Here is a 21,071-nt window from a genome sequence, read left to right as displayed (position 1 = left end):
TTCTTTTCCGAGCCAATCTGCCGCAAATGTCGCTGCAGTATGTCCGGCGACTCCGCCGCCGAGGACAACTAATCTCGCCATATCTTCTCCTTAGATGAATTCCATAAAAAGTGATTATAACCCCAATACATCACATTTATATCACATCCTTAAAATAAGCCTTGCATTTTAGACTAAAAAAAAATTACAAGCAGGCAATGTTACATTTTTTCCCAATATGTATAAAAAAAAACCTTTTTATTTATTCTCTCAAACTCCCGTATTGACGGATAAAACTGTTTCTTGTATTGACTTTTACCGTCATTACCATTATAATTCTTACTGATAGTTAAAAGCTATAATTATTATTTGTATATCGGATTATAACAAGGTATAACAATGCAAAATGTTCTTATTATCGGAGGCGGAATCGCCGGAGTCGAAGCAGCGATTTATTATCGTAAAGAGGGCTTTGAGGTTGAACTGATCAGCGACCGGCCCTACGTATTTATCTATCCTATTGCGATTTGGATTCCGGTAGGGACAAGTACCTTCGACAATGTAGCTTTCCCTCTCGAAAAACTTTCACGACGTCACGGTTTTAAACTGACCATCGACCGAGTAACCTCGATCAATGCGAAACAAAGAGCTATTACTCTCGAAAAAGGTGGGGAACGTAAAACCGACCATCTCGTCATCGCGACAGGGGCGAGCAAGATGAAACATGCCGGAATCGAGCATACCCTCTCTATCTGCGGTATACCGGAACAATCCGTACAACTCAAAGAAAAAATCGATGCGTTGATTACCAAAGGGAGCGGTAAAATCGCATTCGGTTTCGGAGGCAATCCTAACGATCCGAGCGGTGTGCGCGGCGGACCGGGATTTGAACTCTTTTTCAATCTCCACCACCATCTCAAAAAGCTCGGTATCCGTGACCGGTTTGAAATGACTTTTTTTGCACCGATGCCTCAACCCGGTGCCCGTATGGGGCCAAAAGCGCTTACTCTGATGGAAACACTGTTCAAACGTAATCGCTTCGCTACACGATACGGTAAAAAAATTGCCCGATTTGAAGAAAACGGTGTCGTCTTTGAGGATGAAAGCCGTTTAGAGAGTGATCTGACGATGTTTATCCCTGCCGGAGACGGCCAGCCGTTTATCAAAGAATCAGATCTTCCCCTCAACCCTGCAGGTTTCATCCGCATTAATGAGTTTTGTGAAATCATCGGCGTCCAAGGATGGTATGCCATCGGTGACGCGAGTGCACTCGAAGGACCGGATTGGAAAGCGAAACAAGGGCATATTGCCGAAGTAATGGCACGCAATGCGGCGCATAACAGTGCCCTTGCATGGGGATTCAAATCAGGTGAGAAAAAAAGCTATCGCGATCATCTCAATATCCTCTGTGTTATGGATATGGGCAACGGTGCCGGATTCGTCTACCGTGACGATAAAAAAGCTTTGCTTATCCCGATGCCGATCATCGGACATTGGCTGAAAATCGGATGGGGATGGTATTACAAAATGTCGAAAATGGGTTATATTCCCCGTATCCCCGGAATGTAAATCCAGACACACTACCCAAGGAGAATTTCTATGCATCACAAAAAACTTACATTAGCGTTTTTAACTTCAACCCTTATGATGACTCTTGGGATGACTTCCTCGTTGGCCTCTGAAAAAGGCGCAACCCTATTCGAGGAAAAATGTGCCGCATGTCATCTCAAACAAAGACCGGCTTACGAAGAGATGAAAAACTTGATTGCACCACCGATCATGGGGGTTATGACCCACGTAAAAGATGCCAAAGCAAACAAAGAAGAGGCAGTCACTTTCATTGTCGATTATATCTTTGATCCGTCGCACGCAAAAGCCGTATGCATGAAACAATCGATCCAACGTTTCGGGCTCATGCCCTCACAAAAAGGGAGCCTAAGCAAAGAAGAAGCTACCGTTATAGCTGAATATCTTTATAAAAATTATGGCTATTAAAACTTTATACTTTTAGAATTTTTGTAATAATCTCGAATACATTATTCGAAAGGTTAGGATGATTTTTAATCCGCTCTAATTGCGTCTGCATCTGCGCTTTTTGCAGTGCAGAGAGTTTCCCGTAATTTTTAAACGCACCTGCCAGGCCCGAAGCGATTTGCGGGTTCAAAGCATCAATCTCGATCACTTTGTCCGCTACAAATTTAAATCCTTCTCCGCTGCCATCATAAAAAGCAACCGGATTTCGGGCAAACGAACCGATCAACGCGCGGACAAGATTAGGTACTTTGGGATCGTACGCCGGATCATTTTGCAATGCCTGAACGCGTGTAAGCGTCCCCTCACGACGAGACGATGCGCATACCGCAAAGTATTTGTTCATAACCAGCGTTTCATCTTTATAGCGAGTATAAAAATCATTTAACGCTTCTCCAACATCATTGGGAGCATAGTTTTCCAGCAGATCCAATGCTGCAATACGTTCCGTCATAGAATGGGCCTCATAATAATGGTCCTGACACATTATGCTCACTGCCGGATCGTTTAAACTCATCAATATTCCGAGCAAACGGTTCTTCAAAGCACGTTTGCCCATACTGCGTCCGTCAATACCGGCGTTTGTAGGTTCATACAGCGCTTGAATATCACTCTTTAATCGATCAAAATAACGTTTTGCCAATATTTGCTTTAGGCGCTCTTGCGCTTCGGCGATGGCATTGACGTCAATAACCTCCTGACGCTGCATGAGGGTTGTAATGGTCGGAAGTTCAAGAAGCTGCGCTTTCAACATCGGATCAATCGAATCATCGACCAAAATCTCGCCGTAGCTCTCAATGTATCGTTCATCCACCTCACCACCCGACATCATCGACTCCAATATTTCGATACCGAACCGATTCGCCGCTTCATAACGAACGAATCCATCCGAATCATGTGCCATCAAAAAAGGATAATCAAGTTGATCGCACTCGATAATCACCGGAGCACTGAAATGGCGGTTTAACGAGAGACGAGGATGTGTTGGAATCGCACTGAATGTGATCTCACTAACCTGATCGGTAATCCATAACGTTGTCTTGTTCAATAAAATACAATCGGACGTAATCAGATCAAAATTTTCGCCAGACTCGGACAAAAGTCCGATCGTCAACGGAAATGCATACGGAAGCTGTTCTTGATGACGTGTATTTTTCGGAACGCTTTGGATAATATGTAATACCAATATCGCCGAGTCAGGATGATATTCGCTTGTAATTTTCAATGTCGGGGTACGTTCCTGAGAGTACCACCGTTTAAACGGCGTCAAATCGACCGGGCTCTCTGACTCCATTGCCCATAGGAAATCTTCCGTCCCCACCGCTTGACCGTCAAAGTTCTCGAAATATCGGTCCATCGCGCGACGGAAACGTTCCCGACCCAAAACGGTATACATCATCCGAATCACTTCCGCACCCTTCTCATAAACGGTAGCGGTATAGAAGTTATTGATCTCCATATAATGGTCCGGCTTGATCGGATGGGCGGTCGGTCCCGCATCTTCGACAAACTGGCGTTCTCGAAGTGCACGAACGTCATCAATACGCTGCGTGAGCTCTGAGTTCATATCGGCACTGAAAGTCTGATCTCTAAATACGGTCAACCCCTCTTTCAGTGTGAGTTCAAACCAGTTTCGGCAAGTAATACGGTTACCGGTCCAGTTGTGAAAATACTCATGTGCAATGACACTCTCGATTCCCATAAAATCGGTGTCCGTTGCCGTCTCTTCATCGGCGAGGACATAATGGGAATTAAAAATATTAAGCCCTTTGTTCTCCATCGCCCCCATGTTGAAACTGTCCACAGCCACAATATTATAGACCTCGAGATCGTATTCGCGTCCATAGGTGTATTCATCCCACTCCATCGACTTTTTCAAACTGCGCATCGCATGATGACATTTGTTTTCATTGCCCTTGTCACAATAGATTGCCAAATCGACTTTTTTACCGTTCATCGTTGTAAAGGTATCCGTAATAGAGCCTAAATCTCCTGCGACCAGGGCAAACAAATAGCACGGTTTTGGGATCGGATCTTCCCAAAGCGCCAAATGTTTGCCGTTGTCCAATGTTGCCGTTCCGCGCAAATTCCCGTTGCTGAGCAAAACGGGACACGTTTCTTTGTTGGCAATGATTTTCGTGGTAAATTTTGCCATTACGTCGGGACGGTCGATAAAATAGGTGATGCGGCGGAACCCTTCCGGTTCGTTTTGCGTGCACCAAATACCGCCGGAACGGTACAATCCCTCTAATGCGGTGTTTTGATCCGGATAGATACGGTTGATGATGCGGATACGGGCACTGTCGCAATCGAGCGGAAGGGTCAAAGCCTCTTCGGTTTTTATGTACATCTCTTCGGTATAGAGAACGTCATCCACCCAGATGAGTTCCAAATCCAGCATCTCACCATCCAGTTTCAACTCTTTTGAATCGGGATCACATCGTTTGATCTCCATAATGTTCTCAACCCGGGTCGAGCTGTTTTCGATAATAAATTCAAGCGAACAGGTCTCAACCGTATATGCGCTGGGTTGATAATCTTTAAAATAAATCGTTTTATGATCTTGCATAGTTTATCCATTTATGGTTTTTTGAAATAATACTCAAATTACGGTACACTTAAGACATTAAAATATAAAGTCACAATGATGCACAATAGTCTGAACCTTGCCCGACAACCTATTTTAGACCGATCCGAGAACATTATCGGCTATGAATTCTTTTATCGTGACAGTTACGGAGAATGTGTAATCGATGATCCGAGACATGCTACCGCATCGGTTTTGGTCAATCTCCTCAATCAAGTCGGTTCAACCTCGGCATTCGGTGAATCTTTGGCCTTCATCAATACCGACGGGCCGCTGCTTCTCACCGATATTCTGAGAACTTTGCCCAAAGAAAAATTTGTCTTTGAACTCTCCGAATCCGCAAAAATTACAGCCCGTATCCATGAAGCCATACGCCATTTTCACTCCCTCGGGTATCGGTTTGCACTGGACAATGCATCTTTTAATCCACACTACATCGAAACCTTTTCACCCCTTTTTCCGTATATGGAATTTGCAAAATTTGATGTGACCCAGACGGATATCGAACAATTTAACCATGCACCGAACCCCTATGGGAAAATGAAACTCATAGCTCAAAAAGTGGAATTTTACGAAATGGCTGAAGCGTATGAAGCTCTTGGATTCGAGTATTTTCAAGGGTTTTATTTTGCCCATGCCCACCTCATTACCGGACGCCGGATCGATCCGCAATACATGGATGTTATGGAGCTTTTTACCCTGCTTCAGGACGATGCCCCGATGGAAGAGGTATGTGACTCTTTTAAATATCAGGGTATCCTCGCACTGCAACTATTCCAATTCCTCCGTTCGGCACATCCGGAATACATTGAGGGGGCGATTTCCATACGGGAGATTATCGAACGTTTCGGCAAAAACGCTCTTATGCAGTGGCTCTTGCTGATCATCTATTCCAAATCAGGAACTCGGGCAATCGATGAGAAAAACTCACATGCCGTTTTTGCCCAGAACCGAATCGACCGGATGATCTCATTATTGGAAAAAAGTACCCCGCATCCTACGGAACATCAACTGGAACAAATCCAATTGATTGCGATGCTTTCACTCTTAGAAGGGCTGATGAATGTTCCGATGGAGAGTCTGCTCCAAACACTTCATCCGAATCAGGAGATCGAAGATGCGTTATTGACACATACCGGAATGTTAGGGAGGATTTATGCCGCTACTCTCAAATTAGAGAAAGGCGACGTGAACAGTGCGGCATTGTTGCTCAAATCCTACGGGATTACTCCCGAGGAAATATCGATTACATCAATCCGTTAAGCATCAGATATCGATACATCGGCTGTAGCATATACAGATCGAACGCCCACCATATCCATCGAGGTTTTGCCGGATCAAGAGGGAAAGACGGTGCCAAACCGTCATAGTTGAACTCCGCCATAATAATCTCACCGTATGAAACTTTTAATGGACAGACGGTATAACCGTCAAATTTCAAGGTCGGCTCTTTTTTCTCCATAACCGAAATCAGATTCCCCACTACAATCGGCCCTTGGTGACGTGCACTTCCCCCCGTTTTACCGATCGGAATACCGCACACGTCTCCGATCCCGAAGACATTTTTATAACGGCGGTGCTGAAGCGTTTCACGATCCACTTCCAACCACCCTTTAGCCGTCCCTTTTTGCCATCCAAGCAAAGAGTTGGCAACGGCATCCACTGCCGCTGTCGGAGGAACGATATGGATAAAGTCGTATTCCATATCCACATCTTCTTCTTTATCGATCATATCGTATTCGTTAAGGTCTTTATCAAATTCCCCTTGAACTTGATACTTGTGATGGAACGTCGCTATTTTTTTCTCTGCATCGATACGGATAAGTTCATGACCGAATTTATTGGTGATGTTGCCGTATCCATCTTGAACTTTATGCAATGCCGCATCGATCTCCGGAAGACCGAACAATTTTTCACCCGCAGTCGCAAACGTAAACTCAGCACTCAATTTATCACGTTTGAGGAAGTCATCGCTGAGATAGAGGATTTTTTGCGGTGCACCGCCGCATTTGAGCGGAGTGGACGGTTGAGTACAAATAACACGCGGTTTAGAGGTTTTAGCCGCTTCATGCAGTGCTTTAAACCAATCGCGTGTAATCGTTCCTCCCTCAGCCGTTCCTGCTGCCAAATCATTCAAATAGACACTTGAAATACCGTTTTTCCCGATCATATCAACCGTGAGACCCTCGATTTGCTCATAGTGGTATTGAACTCCCGCTGCTACGATAAGATAATCGTACTCGACAACAGTCCCTTTTTTAGTTTCTAGTTTGTTATTATCAGGATCAAAGGTAGCAACTTCATCTTTAATCCATTTTACCTCGTCACCGATATAGCCCGTGTTATCGAAAATAATATCTTCAGGATCGTATTCACCCGCAGCGACAAAAATCTGACCCGGCTGATAGACATGCTTTTCATTCGGAGCGATAATGGTAATATCGGGTTTAGAAAGGGCTCTTCGTAAACGTGAAAGTGCCATCAATGCACCTGAGCCTCCTCCGACAATAACGACTCGCCCCCTCGCGTCTGATGAAGAGGCATTTGCTGTAGCAGGAGCACCTGTACTTGCCAACGCAGCTGCGGCTACCGGCGACAGTGCCATCATTTTTAACGCATCACGCCGTGAGAGGCTTTCGTTCTCTTTTACTTTTTTAAAAATCTCATCGTAATTCATTCTAAACTCCTTTTCATATATTCGGTTACATTTCTATGTCTATTATCACTGTGAATAGATTAAAGTATCTTAAAAGTGAATGAACTTTCAGTGATTTATTACTATATTTTTACGACACTCGTTTCCCAGCCGTCATATTGCCCTTCACATTGGTATGTTATCTCAATCAAATGCAAAGTTAATGTATCAATATCGTAATAAAACGGTTTATCCTGACGGTAAAAACTGAGCCCGACCATAGGTGTATTTTCGTTCACATCTATCAGCTCTTTGACTTTAAATGCTTCCGATTCGATCCGTTCCACAAAAGCCGTCCGCTGTTCAGGGGTTTCAAAATACGCTTTATGCTCGATTGCTCTCGGTAAATGCAGAGAATCGCCGTTGGCTTTTAAGTTGTCGCATACTTTGTGATTGTGAATAATCTGCCACTCGATCGGTGTCGGGAAAAGTAGTTTGTTATAAATTTCCCAATCCGAATCCATTTTTGAACCGAATTCATATTGATACCCTTCAAAATCATTCATTGCAGCCGCTACGACATCCGGCCATTCAAAATCGTGTTTCAGATAATAGATAAACGTGATTTCGCCGTTTGAAACAATCTTGCCGACGTAGTTGCCGATACGGTATCTGAGAGATTCCATTTCGATTTTATCTTCGATAAAATTGAGCTGTGCCTCTTCGTTTTCGGAAACAAGCCCCTTGTCATTCGGTGTATTCATGGCAAGCTTGATAAATCCGACATAAAATTTATCCTCACTCGGAAGTTCAGCCGAAATCCCCGCGTTCACCAAAACCGATGCGATGTTGCCATCGATTGTTTTCATATATAATTCCCAATATTCTTGCATACTCTACTCCATTTCCAACGTCATTAAATACATATCTTCTCCATCGATCACTTTGACATCCAAACTTTCACACGCTGGACATTTGTAAAAAATCTCATCCAAGGTTGTCTGTACTCCACACTCTTTGCATTCGATCACCAGAGGCTGTACGTTAAGGACAAAATCTGCTCCGTCACACACCGTTTTTTCTTTAAATGTATTAAATGCTATTTCCAATAGATGCGGTTCCACTCCGGACATTTTACCGATTTTGACGATGATTTTCGTTACCGCTTCGGCTTCATTTTCTTTTGCGATATCCTCGCACTGCGTCAATAATGCCTGCACTATCGAATACTCATGCATAGCGTTCTCCTTTTATATAATGGGGTGTCTGAATCGGGCAGAGCTTATAAACAAATGCTTTGCGCAGACGATTAAAATCGCTGTTCGGATCGTAAAAACTCGGATACATCTCTTCCAGCTCTTTTTCACGGTGCTGTTGGATTTCCTGCGCAAAGGACGGATCATTGATTTTCCCTCGTTTGGCCTCGATCAGTTCATAATATCGGTCTTCATCGGCGACCAAGCCCATACAATAGCGATGCAATTCTTCAAAATAGTTCGCATCGTCTTCTGGCATAAGTGCATCCGCCAAACCGATTTGGGCCGCTTTAGCCGCACTCACCGGCAGACATTCTGTCGTCAGTGCGTATGCTTTTTCTGCTCCGACGCGTCGGGGCAGAGTAAAGGTCCAATATTCACTCCCGTGCAAGCCGAGCGTTTGGTAATGCGGGTTCAGAACAACTCCCTCACGTGTGATGACATGATCGGCTGCAAGAGCTAAAAAGACACCTCCCGCACCTGCGTTTCGATGCAGTGAACTCACCGTCACTACCTCATCGCACATCAAAATAGATTTGACGACCTCGTTCATCGAATGGATATTCGACCAGCCGTCTTCATCCGGTTTTTTCGAATCTTCCATAATATTCAAATGAATCCCGTTCGAAAAAAAATCGCTTCCGCCCATCAGAACCAGCACTTTTATCCCCGTCTGTTTGAGATGATCAAACGCATATTTCAACCGTACACACTGGTGCGCACCCATCGCACCGTTATGAAAATCAAATCCAAGGTACCCTATCTCATCACGCACAAAATAGGTAATCTCTTTAAACGTCTCCCTCCCGGGTTCGACAAAGAGCGGCAAACGCTCTTCCCTTACCCCTTTGAGCCGATCTTTCAATACATATGTTGCAGGAAGCTTGATACCGGGGGTATGCCGCTCTTTGAGATGCGAAATCCAGAGGGCTCCGTCACGCGTACCAATACAGATAGCACCCTCACGTTTTGCCAAAACCTCTTTGATCCCGCCTCTCAGTATTGCTTCTTTATGTACTCCGTATAAAAAACACTCCAAATCCAAAATCGTATCGGCGACTCCCGGGTGACTGTCGCCGCTGTGGATTTTTTTAATAATCTCGTCCGTGCCGTCTTGTTCCCAGTCGATACGGCGCTCCTGCTGGGTCATCACCAAATGGGCCGATCCGGGCAAGCTATGTTCATGTTGGGACATCGGGCTAAAAATCGGGTCATTCAACGATTCGAGCAGTTCGGACACCAAGGCCGATGCAAGGGTCCCCACTTGGTTACGGTAAATGGAGGCTTTAGCTCCACTTTGCATCGTGAATGTGCCGTGAGCATAAATATCCCCCGCATCGTATTCGCCGTTAGCCCGGAGGATCGTCACACCCCAGGTTTTTTCTTTTTTCATAATTGCCCAGTCAAGAGCATGCGCTCCGCGGTCTCCCGCTATTCCGGGATGGATGATAAACGTCGGGATCGTCTTCCAGATACTTTGCGGAATCCTCTTTTTTAAAAAAGGAGAGAGGATAAGATCGGGGTTAAATTCGGCAGCCTCTTCGATAAGCTGAGCGTCATTGATGGCAAAACTTACGCCCACCGTTTCCCCTCGATCTCGAAGATCGCAAAAAATGCGCTGGCTCAATGAATTAAACGCCGAAACGACCAATAAAATACGCAACTGTTTCTACTTTTTCAGCATATCCGAGGCAACAGTTCCCCGGTAGGTAAATCCATAAACCGTTTGGACCCCCATGCGCTTAAGAGTACAACCCGTCCGTCATACTGATGGGTAACATCCGCGATAATCGACGCATAGCGTGCCTCTTCAAATTCTTGCAATATTGCTACCGCTTTGGCGGCATCTTCGCTTTTTACGGCCAATACAAATGTCCCCTCGTTTGCGAGGTTGTACGCTTCAAATCCCAGAATTTCGCAAATCCCGCGCACCTCATCGCTCACCGGTAAAGATTCTTCCTGAACTTCGATACATACCGCGGACTGTTTCGCCCATTCATTCAGTACCGCCGCAACACCGCCGCGTGTCGCGTCACGCATTGCCGTGATTCGGATACCTTCCGAGAGAAGTTTTTCGACCAGCGGCCACAACGAGGTACAGTCGCTTTGCAGCGCAGAACTAAATTCCATTCCCTCACGGTTAGCGAAAATCGTTGCTCCGTGACGACCGATCTGGTTTGAGATGATGATCGTATCGGCTTCGCTCACACAGTTGGAGGAAATACCGCTTTTTTGAACGATTCCGACCCCTGTCGTATTGATGAAAATCTTATCGACGCTTCCTCTCGGGACGACCTTGGTATCCCCGCAAACGATGAGTGCTTGGTTTACTTCCAGCTCTTTTTTCATCGAACGGACGATTTTTTCCAGATCATCGATCGAAAATCCTTCTTCCACAATCACGGCACACGTCATGTAAGCGGGCTTTGCCCCCATCATCGCCAGATCGTTACAGGTACCGCAGATACTGAGTTTTCCGATATCTCCCCCGTCAAAAAAGATGGGGCTGACGGTGAAACTGTCGGTCGTAAACGCCAACCGTCCGCCGTCGATGATCGCCGCATCTTCACTCTTTTCCAGAATCTCGTTTTTAAAATGTTTATAAAATATCTTGGAGATCAGTTCAGCGTTTTCCTGCCCCCCGTTTCCTTGTGCCAGTACAATGTTTTTCGTCATATTAGATTCCCGTATTTATAATAGGCGGCACATGCCCCTTCCGAACTTACCATACAGCTTCCCAGCGGGGAACTCGGCTTGCATGCCGTTCCAAATACACTGCACTCCTGCGGTTTTGCAAAACCGCGTAAAATATCTCCGCAGATACAAAGTTTGTGATCGTCGATTTCATCATACGGAAGAATATTTTCAAATAAAACCTCCGCATCATAGGCGGCAAATTCATCGCGGAGTTTTAATCCGCTGTTCGGTACATTTCCCATCCCTCTCCACTTAAAGAGGCTCACTTTTTCAAAATAGTGTTCGATCAGCGCTTGTGCTTTGAGATTTCCCTCCGGTGTAACAAGCCGTTTATACTGGATTTCCAAATCACTGCGCCCTTCATTAAACTGCTTCATCATCATATAAATAGCTTCCATGACATCGACCGGTTCAAAACCGGCAACGACAACGGGAATATGATATTCTATAGAAAACAGTTCATAAATTTTTGAACCGCTGATAACGCTGACATGCGATGGGCCGATAAACGCATCGATCCTGTGGTCATAACTGTTAACGTGTTCATCACGGCTGTCGATCAATTCTTTCATCACTTCGGGCACGGTCACGTGATTGATATGAAAAAAGATATTGTTGATTCCCCGTTTGATCACGACGTCGAGCAAAGCTGCTGTCATTGGTGTCGTCGTCTCAAAACCAATCGCAAAGAAAACAATTTTTTTATCCGAATTTTCCTCAGCAATTTTGAGCGCGTCCATCGGGGAATAGACGTATCTGACATCCGCACCCTTGGCTCTGGCATCCTGTAATGAACCGTGGCTTCCTGGGACTTTAATCATATCTCCCAGCGTCAGTAAAATCACATCCGGCTGCATGGCAAGTACATATGCATGATCAACCCGTTCTTTGGGCATGATACATACAGGACATCCGGGTCCGTGAATAAAATTGATGTTTTCTGGCAATAGCTGCGTAAGGCCGTATTTCATGATCGTATGGGTATGTCCGCCGCACACCTCCATGATATTGACATTTCGATCAAGTTTTTTTGCCTCTGCTGCGATCAGTTTTTGATACCCTTTGATCACATCGGGGTCACGGAACCCGTCATAGAGGTCTTTGAGTTCGAGTGAGCTCATGGGGCTTCTCTATTGACGCAATTATCATCTTCGAGGACCAATACTCTGCGTTCTTCTTCATCGAGTTTCTCTAATATCTCCTGATACACCCTCAGCGATTCAAGCGCATCCTCTTCATCGATCTTGTTCATAATAAAACCGATATGCAATAGAACGTAATCTCCGATTTTGACAGACCCCTCTTCCATCAAATCCAGTCCTGCAGTGCGTTGGACTCCCATAGTGTCGACGGTTGCGATATTAAGTTCCGGATCAATTTTGACCACTTTTGAAGGTATGGATAAACACATAATTACGCTCTCATCTTTCGTTTAAATTCTATCCATTCGATAACCCGCTTCACAGAGTCCTCATCGTTGATGTTTACTTCCAAAATATCGACGTTGGGTTTGATTTTGCGTGCTTCGGCTTTCTCGCGCTCGATATCGTATTTGAAATACGGGAGCAAATCGGTTTTCGTAATCAAAATAAGATCAGCCGCTCGGAACATCACCGGATATTTGGCGATCTTATCTTCCCCTTCGGGAATAGAGACAAGGACGATATTGAGGTGTGAACCTACGTCATAGCTCGCCGGACAGACGAGGTTTCCGACATTTTCGATAAAGCACACATCCAAATCGGCAATCGGCATATCGTGCAGCCCTTTATGAACCATAAACGCGTCCAAATGACATGCGCTTCCCGTCTGAATCTGCACGGCAGGGATTCCCACCGCTTTGAGGCGGTCGGCGTCTCTCGATGTCTCCAAGTCCCCTTCGACCACGCCGAATTTAAACGGAGCCAAGCTGCCCATCTTTTCGAGCAAAGTCGTTTTTCCGCTGCCGGGTGAGCTCATCAGATTGATCGCCAGCACCCCGTATTCGTTGAAATGCTCACGATTGTGGTGCGCTTCCTGATCGTTTTTATCCAAAATCTTTTTGATCACCGCAATCGTTTTCGTGTCATTGAGCTGAGGGTTATGGTGCAGTGTCTCATGCGCTGCCTGATGCGTGTGGGAATGATCGTGGCTATGGTCATGATGGTGACCTTCATGATCGTGGTGATGGTGATGACCCTCGTGGTCGTGGTCGTCATGATGATGATCGGTAATAGAGCATCCGCAGTCTTTACACATATTTATAATCTCCTGTATTCCAATTTTATTTTTTATTCAATTAAGCTAAAAGCATATTTCCGCCCACAAGAACAGAAACAGTCCCCACCGCGGCAAAAACCCGACGCACATTTTTGATATTGGTCAAAATATCTTTATTAATCCATGATATGACCAAACCGAAACTAAAAAAGACTACCATAACGCCCGCGATAAAAGCAAGAATCATCGTAAAATCAACCGTTTGTCCATGCAAAACGCCTAAGGTAACCAGCATACCGCGCACCCCGCCGATTCCCATCAATACCCCTACACCAAATGCCGATGTCGTTGTAGAAGTTTCATGTTGATGTTCCTTTCCAAACCAGATATGGACATGTTTTTTGTTTTCATGTGTATGGGTTTTTAAATGAATTTTATTGGCATATACCATATAAAGCAGATAGAGCCCTATCGAGAGAATCACGTTCGAAGCGATAATATCCCCGTACGCCATAAACTCGGCAGGGATCGTATAATACTGCAAGATTTTTGCAAACATGAAAAGCATGATTCCATGTCCAACCGCAAAAGCTCCGACAATCATAAATGTTTTTTTCGCTTCTTTACCGATCGAGAAATCGGTAATTGCCGTCAAATGATCCGGGCCGAATGCATGCAATATACCATACCAAAAAATGATCATTAAACCAATTTCCATTTTATTGCTCCCATTTATGAATAATCATTCAGAATAAGAGATTATAGGTCTTTTGGGTAAAAAGAAGCTAAAACATCTCATTTCTTATATATTTTTAGAACTAATTTTATTTTCAACGGCAGAAAGGTAGATAAATTTTTATTATCATGACTAAAAACATCCATCATGATAATGATTTGCTACAATATACCTTATGAAAGTCTCTGATACTTGTATTTACTGTGCTTCACCTCTTTATCATCTCAGAGAGGGATATGTTAAATGCAGTCAATGCAAAAAAAAATACAGCCCGGTACGTATTAATCAGATCAAAACGCTTATCCAACTTTTTTGCAATGACGAAAACGCCCTCGAAGCATCCAAATCTCTGAACATAACTTACGTGACCGTTTCAAAATACTATCAGAAATTCCGGCACATTTGCGCAGAGTATTGTGAAGATCATTACCATCTCCACCGTACGAACGAGAGCCAATACGAAGAGTATCTCTACATCGAAAAATCCAAACGGCGTGATAAAACGGCTATCTTTGATTCCCATAATTTTCTGACATTCAGCTACGGAGAAAAAGTGTATACGCTCCTCATGCCCTCTTTGGTAATGTATAAACAACAATTTGTGGAAGATAATCTCGAAGGAGTGTATTATAAAGAGTTTTCAAAATTTATGCGTATGAGTAAAATCATCAAAATATCCGAACATGACAATGCGATTACCAAGTTTTGGCACTATTTTGAACAGTTTATTACACCTTTTAAAGGGGTCAGTAACGACCACTTTCCCTATTATCTGAAAGAGGCGGAATTTAAATTCAATACGCCAAAACAGCGACGCGCGGAGATTCTTGAAGTACTCTATTTTAAATCTAACGGTTGATTTTGATGACTCGGATATTTAAACGTTTCAATAATGTCTAAAAGACTTTGCGACGTCTCTTTTTTAACAAAATCAATACCGTATGATGATTTTAGATAACCGATAATGGTTCCGATATAGGCTTCGAATCGCTCTTCCAATTCCGTACTGAGCCCCATATGAAACGTAATACTTTTGGGGACGATCCCTATCACATTGGATTCGGGCAGGGGATGTCCCATCAGCTCGATCATATCCAGACACTGCATTACCCCTACTTCATGAGCACCGCCGCTGTTGAGACCGTAACCGCTGAGTTCGTAGGAGGGGATATTGTAAATACTCCCCGGGGTATCGTCCAGATTGATCGTATCAAGGATAATGATATAGGTATTTTCCAAAAAGAGGTTCAGCAGGTTGATCCCCTCTACCCCCCCGTTGATGATATGGACACGATCATTAAACGTGAAATTTGCTTTGAGAAACGCCGCCGCATAAATACCGACGCCATCATCTTCTTCGAGGACATTTCCGACACCTAAAACGACGATAGACATACCTTAAAATCCTTTGCCGTGTTCGATGCTTGGATTGGCGAACTGTTCGAGTATTTCATCCAGACACATGATCTCGGCTTTTTTGCTGCTCTTGATCCCCAATTTTTCGAGTTCATCCACAATCACATCAATATATTCCGACCATTTTAATCGAAGGGCGGGAGTCACTCCGACAGCAACACTGATGATATCTTCGGGAACGATACTGATCATGGTCGTTTCGGCACAGTGGTTTGCCATCGAGCAGATTTGGAGCATCTCGGTGATCTCGACTTCGTTCGCCGTTTTTTTGATCCCCTGATTGGCAATCAACTCATCGCCGCTTAACACTTCGATACTTCCTACCTCTTTCGTGTCATCGGAACTGGTGTTTACAATGACGACGTTCTCATACTCCTGCAGCAGCGGCATCAAGCGAAAGCCCAAAGTTCCGCCATCCACGATATCCAGTGCCGGTTCAAACGTAAAATTTTCTTTGAGATATTTTCCGGCATACAAACCGATCCCTTCATCCATAAAAAATGCGTTTCCCGAACCGATCAATGCGACTTTAGCGTTCATTCTTTTCCTTTAGTATTGTGAATTATATAATAGAGTTGTCCTAATGCAATCGATCCGTCATTAATCGGCGTTTGCTGTTGGGCATAAAACGCTCCATTACCGAAGCGGTGGTACAATCGTTCCATCAACGCACGGTTTTGAAATACCCCTCCTCCGATAACGATCGGCAATTCCGGATGCAGAGCAGCAAATCTCAGCATGATGGCCTCGACCGTAGCAATAAATCGGCTGGCAATGAGCCGTTTCGAATCCGCTTCAGCGATGAGGATAATGATCTCTTTTACCATGTCTGAGAGATCTACCGCACCCTCTTCAACACTAAATTCAAACGGTTGCGTGATCGACTCATCGACGAATGATTCCATAATCATCCCGCCCTGGCCTTCATAATCGAGCGTCTGGATAAATCCTCCCAATGAGGCTACGGCATCAAACAGCCGACCCATCGAGCTGCTCAGGGGAGCATTGATGTTTTTCTGCCACATATGATGAAGCGTCCGTATCTCGTGAGGCAGAAAAGCTTCCGTTGTCGGGGTTTTCAGCTCCAGAACCTCTTCTAGAGTATAGGAGTCAAACAACAGTGAGAGTGCGATTCGGCGCGGTTCTTTAATCGCTTTGTCACCACCTAAAAGGGCAAACGGTTTTAGAAAACCGATCCGCTCATATCCATGCGTATCGGCAATCAGGACTTCACCGCCCCAAAGGTTCCCGTCATCTCCGTATCCGGTCCCGTCAAATGCAAATCCCAACACTTTTTCTTCCAAACTGTACTCGGCCATACAGGCAAGGATATGGGCATAATGATGCTGTACGGTAATATGGTCTCTCTTTGCGGCAACGGCATATTGAGTCGAACTGTAAAACGGATGTAAATCGCTGGCAATCACCGTGGGTTCAGTCTCATAAAATCGTTTGAACGTTTGGATGGTGCGATCAAAATAACCATCCGCTTCCACACTTCCCAAATCACCGATATGTCCGCTCAACACCATGTTGTTTTGTACCCCGAGGGCAATAGCGCTTTTTTGGTGTGCGCCTACTGCCATGACACTTTGTTCAAGCGTTTGTGTCAATGGAAAAGTACGAGGTGCGAACCCTCGACCCATTCTGAGCATGACGACTCTTCCCTCTGCGATTTGAAGTACGGAATCATCGAGAGGGTTGATGATAGTGCGATCATGGCTCAAAACGGCATCGACCACATTTCCCAATCGGCTCACGATCTCATCCGTTCGGACAATAATAGGTTCATCGCTTACATTGGCACTGGTCGCGACAAGCGGAAAATCGATTTGCTCGAAGAGAAGACGGTGCAATGGGGTATACGGGAGAAAAACCCCTAGCCGATCGATCGTAGGTGCTACATACTGAGAAAGATCCGTATCTTTTTTTGCACGTACGACCACGATCGGCTTAAGCGCGCCGGCGATGTGTGCTCGCTCATCCTCGGTAATTTCACTATAGCGTTCCAAATCTTCGAGAGAGCGAAACATCACAGCCAGCGGTTTGGCCTTGCGATGTTTGCGGCGACGCAATTCAGCCACGGCGATATCGGAAGTGGCATCGCACATCAAATGAAATCCGCCCAGCCCTTTAAGGGCGATTATTTTCCCCTCTTTCACCATTTTTACAGCCAGTTCGAGAGGATCGCCCACGATTAGGTTCCCCTGATTATCGATCATTTTCAACTTCGGACCGCATTGCGGACAGCTGATCGGTTCGGCATGATAACGGCGGGAATTGGGATCGGTGTATTCCGCCTCGCATTCCGGACACATCGTAAAATGTTTCATAGAAGTGCGTACCCGATCATACGGAGGGATTTGGATGATCGTATATCGGGGACCGCAATCGGTGCAGTTGATAAAGGGGTATTGGTAGCGGCGGTTGGAGGGATCGTCCATCTCGGCTTCACATGCGTAGCATAAAGCGCTATCCAAGGGAATAGCGACGCTCCCCTCTCCCATAAAACTCTCTAAAATCTCAAAATCATCGTAGGTAATACTATCAGTTACCTCACTGACACTCAGTGAGTCGATACGGGCTCTTGGGGGAAGATTCGTACGCAGGGCATCTACGAACGCATCGCAATATACCCCCTGAGCCTCGATCACAACCCCCTCAGGGGTATTGCAAACGGTTCCTTTAATGTGATGCTGTTTTGCCATTCGGTAGACAAACGGGCGGAATCCAACCCCTTGAACTAATCCTTGAACTAGGATACGTACATTTTGATTATAAAAAGACCCCACCGACAACGCAATTTTCCTTCCCGATCGGATAGTTCACATTCAGCAGCGGAGGTGTTGCTTTCAAATTTCTCTGCAACCGGCTATAGAGCGATTGCCCTCCGAAGTAACTGCCGCAGAGTACAATATCCGTCGCTTTGGTTTTCCCTTTGATTTCATTCAACAATTCGCTGAAATAGTCTCCGAACGATTCGAAGATAGAATAGCTTAGATATACTGAATCTACACCCGCTATTTGGTAGCTGATGATACTGGATAAAAAGGCGACGTGATTAAATCGATTGTCGTGGACTTTGGTATCGATTTGGAGTCCACCTTTACCGATAAATTTCAGAGCTTCTCGCATGACCCCTTCGTAGCTTTTGTCTTCCAAGCCCAAAATCATGGCAGTCACTTCAAACAAAGTCGCATCACTTTGTTCGAGCTCCAAAAGCAATTCATACATATGCGGCAATTTATTTTTGATATTCTCAACCAAGCGATCCGAGCCCTCACGCAGAGTAGCCATTTGATCGATCAATCCTGCCGCACTGAACGTATGGGGAGGGACAACACGAATCACTTTTTTACCGTCATAATACAAAAATGAGGGTTCTTCCTGAAAATAGGCTCCGACCACTTTGGTTCCGAATTTGCCGTGTTCCGCAATGACCGACATAAAAGAGGCTTCATCTTCGGCCATCGTGTGAAAGTTGTTTGATTCAACCGCCGGTGTCTCGGTTTCGAGCTGATTGACTTTTACCGTTGAGGCAGAGGTGAATCGCCCCATTTGATCAAACAGCATCCCTTTCTCATCTTTGATCCCAACCAGACCGTGTGCGATACTCAAGGTATCGGTTCCGACAGGAAAACGTGAAGGAAATGAAACCCGTTCACCGGAGGTAATGAATTTGATATCTTTGTTGATGAAGAGACGCATATCGCTCTGATGCTGGATATTGAGATCAAATTCCATCACAAAATCTGCTTCGCACGGATGTTCCAACGCTTCGTACGCAATGTAGTCCAACCCCAGCTGTGTCAACTCTTTTCCCAGCAAAATCGAAAATCCCTCATCGGGATATTTGACGTCAATGGAGGTTCCAAAAGTGTTTCTGAGGCTTTCGTCTTTAAGAGCGACATGCAATATCGGACGTTCGATACTCAGCAATGCATTAAATTCATCATTAATCAAAGAGCAATAGTCGGTGATTTTCGTCGCATTGACCAACATCAAAACGGACCCGTATTCCAGCTTCTCCGCCCGGTAGAAACGGCGGTATCCCAGCGTCGTTTTCATAAGGAGTGTCTTACCGTCGCGTAACGCTTTGGCAGCAACTTCGAACATCGTTCTAAAGCTCCCCGCATCATTGGCGTAACGCTCTTTCTCTTTATGCAATAACTTTACCGGAATACCACATTCATGGCATGAGTTCAACACCTGTTTTTCACGGCGGCCATATGTTTTCGATTCCTTTTCACACGTCGGGCACGGTTGTACATAACTAAGTACCGTATTGCTCCGCTCGTACGGATAGTGCTCGAAAAACGCGTATTGTCCGCCGCAATGGGTGCATTGGGTAAAAGGGTAATAATACCGCTTTGAAGAGGGATCGAACATCTCTTTTTGACAGCTCGGGCACAATCCGAGGCCAAGCGGATACTCAACATCAAAGTCAGGCAAGGCTTCAGGTTCCCCCTCAATGTCATAATGTTGTGAGCCACTCATGAAACATGAAGCCGGCAATGTGTTCCCGATCGTCTCGATACACTCTTGAAGTTTTTCATGATTGCTCTCAAAAGCACAAATAATTTTTGATTTTTGCTGATGGACAACGGCTTTGATGTTAAAAGAACGGATTGTAGAAATCAAATAATTTTTAATATACGGTTGAGAAAAAGAGGTCATGACCTCTAATGTAAATGCCATAAGAATCCTTCATGATACTAAGTCGATAGTTCTTTCATCGATCCCCCGCAGGGGATATATGAAAACACTATGAAACAAGCCGAAGAAGCAATACGCTCATCGGCTTGTTTGAGAACAATTATTTTTTATTAGCTTTGTCTTGTTTAACAAATTTTGAACCGCCGATGACGATCGCAATATCCGCCTCTTTCCAGAAAATCGTTCTCCATACCTGATAATAGATATGAAACACAATCCAGCAAATAATAAACCACATAGTATAGTGATGCGACAACCGCACATCCATTTTACTTCCGCCTGTAACATATAATGTCCAGTCAGTCGCAACATGCAGCATCCACGGCCACCATGATCCGATAGAACTTAGTCCTGATCCCAATCCCCATACGTACATTTGAAGACCGGTAAACAGCATCCAAAGCAAAAGCAAATGGAAAATCGTGAAATAGACCGTATTGAAACTGTCCGAATGCGTTGAGTTAAACTCATTTTTACGGTTTAATGACAATAAATTTACGACAACATCTTTGAACTCAATCAGATTTTTAGCATTTGGAATAACCTTTTTATACGGCTTTTCAAACCGGCTGAAAAAATAAAGATAGACGATTGCAACCGACGTCACATCAAAGATGATGGCAATAATGAAATGCCCGTACCGGTTCCATGCCATTACATACTTATCGACTGCACCATCTGCGATGAACGTCTGATAGTACGGATGTCCGATATAAAGACCCGTCGCAATGGCCCCGATCATACTAAACGCATTCAACCAATGGATGATGCGCATGGCCGGGGTCATGCGTTTGACTTGTTTGTACTCCTGATTCATGT

The 21,071-nt window shown here is 44.8% G+C and carries 19 protein-coding genes; 4 read left to right on the top strand and 15 right to left on the bottom strand.

Features of this window, described 5'->3' with window-relative positions; genetic code table 11:
* Nucleotides 1-378: 378 nt before the first annotated feature.
* Entirely contained in the window at nucleotides 379-1,548 is a 1,170-nt protein-coding gene (locus PHE37_RS04690) for an FAD-dependent oxidoreductase (RefSeq protein WP_299998042.1), read from the top strand.
* Between the two features lie 30 nt (nucleotides 1,549-1,578).
* The gene (locus tag PHE37_RS04685) at nucleotides 1,579-1,974 is read left to right on the top strand and encodes a c-type cytochrome (protein WP_299998044.1); all 396 of its coding nucleotides are present in this window, start codon (nucleotides 1,579-1,581) and stop codon (nucleotides 1,972-1,974) included.
* Nucleotides 1,975-1,978: 4 nt separating this feature from the next.
* Here the strand turns inward: PHE37_RS04685 and pepN are convergent, their stop codons facing one another.
* Nucleotides 1,979-4,579, bottom strand: coding sequence for an aminopeptidase N (pepN, locus tag PHE37_RS04680; RefSeq protein ID WP_300008248.1), 2,601 nt, complete (start codon nucleotides 4,577-4,579; stop codon nucleotides 1,979-1,981).
* Between the two features lie 75 nt (nucleotides 4,580-4,654).
* On the opposite strand from pepN, the gene PHE37_RS04675 reads away from it, so the two are divergent.
* Complete coding sequence (locus PHE37_RS04675) at nucleotides 4,655-5,860, top strand: hypothetical protein (protein WP_299993684.1); 1,206 nt, start codon at nucleotides 4,655-4,657, stop codon at nucleotides 5,858-5,860.
* Here the strand turns inward: PHE37_RS04675 and PHE37_RS04670 are convergent.
* The 9 genes from PHE37_RS04670 to PHE37_RS04630 all read right to left on the bottom strand — a co-directional run bounded on the left by PHE37_RS04670 (nucleotide 5,844) and on the right by PHE37_RS04630 (nucleotide 14,102).
* Nucleotides 5,844-7,274, bottom strand: coding sequence for an FAD-dependent oxidoreductase (locus PHE37_RS04670; RefSeq protein WP_299993685.1), 1,431 nt, complete (start codon nucleotides 7,272-7,274; stop codon nucleotides 5,844-5,846). The genes PHE37_RS04675 and PHE37_RS04670 overlap by 17 nt on opposite strands.
* Before the next feature lie 101 nt (nucleotides 7,275-7,375).
* A complete protein-coding gene (locus PHE37_RS04665) occupies nucleotides 7,376-8,125 on the bottom strand; it encodes a DUF695 domain-containing protein (RefSeq protein ID WP_299993686.1) in 750 nt (249 codons plus the stop codon).
* A gap of 3 nt (nucleotides 8,126-8,128) precedes the next feature.
* Nucleotides 8,129-8,470 (bottom strand): hydrogenase maturation nickel metallochaperone HypA, encoded by a 342-nt coding sequence (gene hypA / locus PHE37_RS04660; RefSeq protein WP_299993687.1) that lies wholly within the window; start codon nucleotides 8,468-8,470, stop codon nucleotides 8,129-8,131.
* The gene (locus PHE37_RS04655) at nucleotides 8,463-10,070 is read right to left on the bottom strand and encodes an enoyl-CoA hydratase-related protein (RefSeq protein WP_300008246.1); all 1,608 of its coding nucleotides are present in this window, start codon (nucleotides 10,068-10,070) and stop codon (nucleotides 8,463-8,465) included. The genes hypA and PHE37_RS04655 overlap by 8 nt, the downstream gene beginning before the upstream one ends.
* A 95-nt stretch (nucleotides 10,071-10,165) precedes the next feature.
* Nucleotides 10,166-11,164 (bottom strand): hydrogenase expression/formation protein HypE, encoded by a 999-nt coding sequence (hypE, locus tag PHE37_RS04650; protein ID WP_299993689.1) that lies wholly within the window; start codon nucleotides 11,162-11,164, stop codon nucleotides 10,166-10,168.
* Complete coding sequence (hypD, locus tag PHE37_RS04645; RefSeq protein ID WP_299993690.1) at nucleotides 11,161-12,306, bottom strand: hydrogenase formation protein HypD; 1,146 nt, start codon at nucleotides 12,304-12,306, stop codon at nucleotides 11,161-11,163. Before hypD ends, hypE begins: the two co-directional genes overlap by 4 nt.
* Entirely contained in the window at nucleotides 12,303-12,596 is a 294-nt protein-coding gene (locus PHE37_RS04640) for a HypC/HybG/HupF family hydrogenase formation chaperone (RefSeq protein ID WP_299993691.1), read from the bottom strand. The genes hypD and PHE37_RS04640 overlap by 4 nt, the downstream gene beginning before the upstream one ends.
* A 2-nt stretch (nucleotides 12,597-12,598) precedes the next feature.
* On the bottom strand, nucleotides 12,599-13,423 hold the full coding sequence (gene hypB / locus PHE37_RS04635) for a hydrogenase nickel incorporation protein HypB (protein ID WP_299993692.1): 825 nt from the start codon (nucleotides 13,421-13,423) through the stop codon (nucleotides 12,599-12,601).
* A 40-nt stretch (nucleotides 13,424-13,463) separates the two neighbouring features.
* Nucleotides 13,464-14,102, bottom strand: a complete 639-nt coding sequence (locus PHE37_RS04630; RefSeq protein ID WP_299993693.1) for a hypothetical protein — start codon at nucleotides 14,100-14,102, stop codon at nucleotides 13,464-13,466.
* Nucleotides 14,103-14,295: 193 nt separating this feature from the next.
* Here PHE37_RS04630 and PHE37_RS04625 point away from each other — a divergent pair, with 193 nt between their 5' ends.
* Nucleotides 14,296-14,979, top strand: a complete 684-nt coding sequence (locus PHE37_RS04625) for a transposase (protein ID WP_299993694.1) — start codon at nucleotides 14,296-14,298, stop codon at nucleotides 14,977-14,979.
* On the opposite strand, the gene PHE37_RS04620 is transcribed toward PHE37_RS04625, so the two are convergent.
* From PHE37_RS04620 to PHE37_RS04600, 5 genes are all read right to left on the bottom strand, one after another.
* A complete protein-coding gene (locus PHE37_RS04620; protein WP_299993695.1) occupies nucleotides 14,958-15,515 on the bottom strand; it encodes a HyaD/HybD family hydrogenase maturation endopeptidase in 558 nt (185 codons plus the stop codon). The genes PHE37_RS04625 and PHE37_RS04620 overlap by 22 nt on opposite strands.
* A 3-nt stretch (nucleotides 15,516-15,518) precedes the next feature.
* Complete coding sequence (locus PHE37_RS04615; RefSeq protein ID WP_299993696.1) at nucleotides 15,519-16,076, bottom strand: hydrogenase maturation protease; 558 nt, start codon at nucleotides 16,074-16,076, stop codon at nucleotides 15,519-15,521.
* A complete protein-coding gene (gene hypF, locus PHE37_RS04610; RefSeq protein ID WP_299993697.1) occupies nucleotides 16,073-18,328 on the bottom strand; it encodes a carbamoyltransferase HypF in 2,256 nt (751 codons plus the stop codon). Before hypF ends, PHE37_RS04615 begins: the two co-directional genes overlap by 4 nt.
* A complete protein-coding gene (locus PHE37_RS04605; protein WP_299993698.1) occupies nucleotides 18,312-20,234 on the bottom strand; it encodes a hypothetical protein in 1,923 nt (640 codons plus the stop codon). Before PHE37_RS04605 ends, hypF begins: the two co-directional genes overlap by 17 nt.
* A gap of 118 nt (nucleotides 20,235-20,352) precedes the next feature.
* Complete coding sequence (locus PHE37_RS04600; RefSeq protein WP_299993699.1) at nucleotides 20,353-21,069, bottom strand: cytochrome b/b6 domain-containing protein; 717 nt, start codon at nucleotides 21,067-21,069, stop codon at nucleotides 20,353-20,355.
* Between the last annotated feature and the right edge of the window lie 2 nt (nucleotides 21,070-21,071).

This window comes from Sulfuricurvum sp., from assembly GCF_028681615.1.
Lineage (GTDB): Bacteria > Campylobacterota > Campylobacteria > Campylobacterales > Sulfurimonadaceae > Sulfuricurvum.
This window is presented reverse-complemented; position numbering and strand designations above follow the sequence as displayed.

What these genes read in the sequence shown, in the direction of transcription:
- PHE37_RS04690 (WP_299998042.1), top strand. Translation starts at nt 379, where the DNA reads ATGCAAAATGTTCTTATTATCGGAGGCGGAATCGCCGGAGTCGAAGCA.
- PHE37_RS04675 (WP_299993684.1), top strand. Translation starts at nt 4,655, where the DNA reads ATGATGCACAATAGTCTGAACCTTGCCCGACAACCTATTTTAGACCGA.
- pepN (WP_300008248.1), bottom strand. Translation starts at nt 4,579, where the DNA reads ATGCAAGATCATAAAACGATTTATTTTAAAGATTATCAACCCAGCGCA.
- PHE37_RS04615 (WP_299993696.1), bottom strand. Translation starts at nt 16,076, where the DNA reads ATGAACGCTAAAGTCGCATTGATCGGTTCGGGAAACGCATTTTTTATG.
- PHE37_RS04670 (WP_299993685.1), bottom strand. Translation starts at nt 7,274, where the DNA reads ATGAATTACGATGAGATTTTTAAAAAAGTAAAAGAGAACGAAAGCCTC.
- hypA (WP_299993687.1), bottom strand. Translation starts at nt 8,470, where the DNA reads ATGCATGAGTATTCGATAGTGCAGGCATTATTGACGCAGTGCGAGGAT.
- hypE (WP_299993689.1), bottom strand. Translation starts at nt 11,164, where the DNA reads ATGACGAAAAACATTGTACTGGCACAAGGAAACGGGGGGCAGGAAAAC.
- PHE37_RS04605 (WP_299993698.1), bottom strand. Translation starts at nt 20,234, where the DNA reads ATGGCATTTACATTAGAGGTCATGACCTCTTTTTCTCAACCGTATATT.
- hypD (WP_299993690.1), bottom strand. Translation starts at nt 12,306, where the DNA reads ATGAGCTCACTCGAACTCAAAGACCTCTATGACGGGTTCCGTGACCCC.
- hypB (WP_299993692.1), bottom strand. Translation starts at nt 13,423, where the DNA reads ATGTGTAAAGACTGCGGATGCTCTATTACCGATCATCATCATGACGAC.
- PHE37_RS04620 (WP_299993695.1), bottom strand. Translation starts at nt 15,515, where the DNA reads ATGTCTATCGTCGTTTTAGGTGTCGGAAATGTCCTCGAAGAAGATGAT.
- PHE37_RS04665 (WP_299993686.1), bottom strand. Translation starts at nt 8,125, where the DNA reads ATGCAAGAATATTGGGAATTATATATGAAAACAATCGATGGCAACATC.
- PHE37_RS04630 (WP_299993693.1), bottom strand. Translation starts at nt 14,102, where the DNA reads ATGGAAATTGGTTTAATGATCATTTTTTGGTATGGTATATTGCATGCA.
- PHE37_RS04685 (WP_299998044.1), top strand. Translation starts at nt 1,579, where the DNA reads ATGCATCACAAAAAACTTACATTAGCGTTTTTAACTTCAACCCTTATG.
- PHE37_RS04600 (WP_299993699.1), bottom strand. Translation starts at nt 21,069, where the DNA reads ATGAATCAGGAGTACAAACAAGTCAAACGCATGACCCCGGCCATGCGC.
- PHE37_RS04625 (WP_299993694.1), top strand. Translation starts at nt 14,296, where the DNA reads ATGAAAGTCTCTGATACTTGTATTTACTGTGCTTCACCTCTTTATCAT.
- PHE37_RS04640 (WP_299993691.1), bottom strand. Translation starts at nt 12,596, where the DNA reads ATGTGTTTATCCATACCTTCAAAAGTGGTCAAAATTGATCCGGAACTT.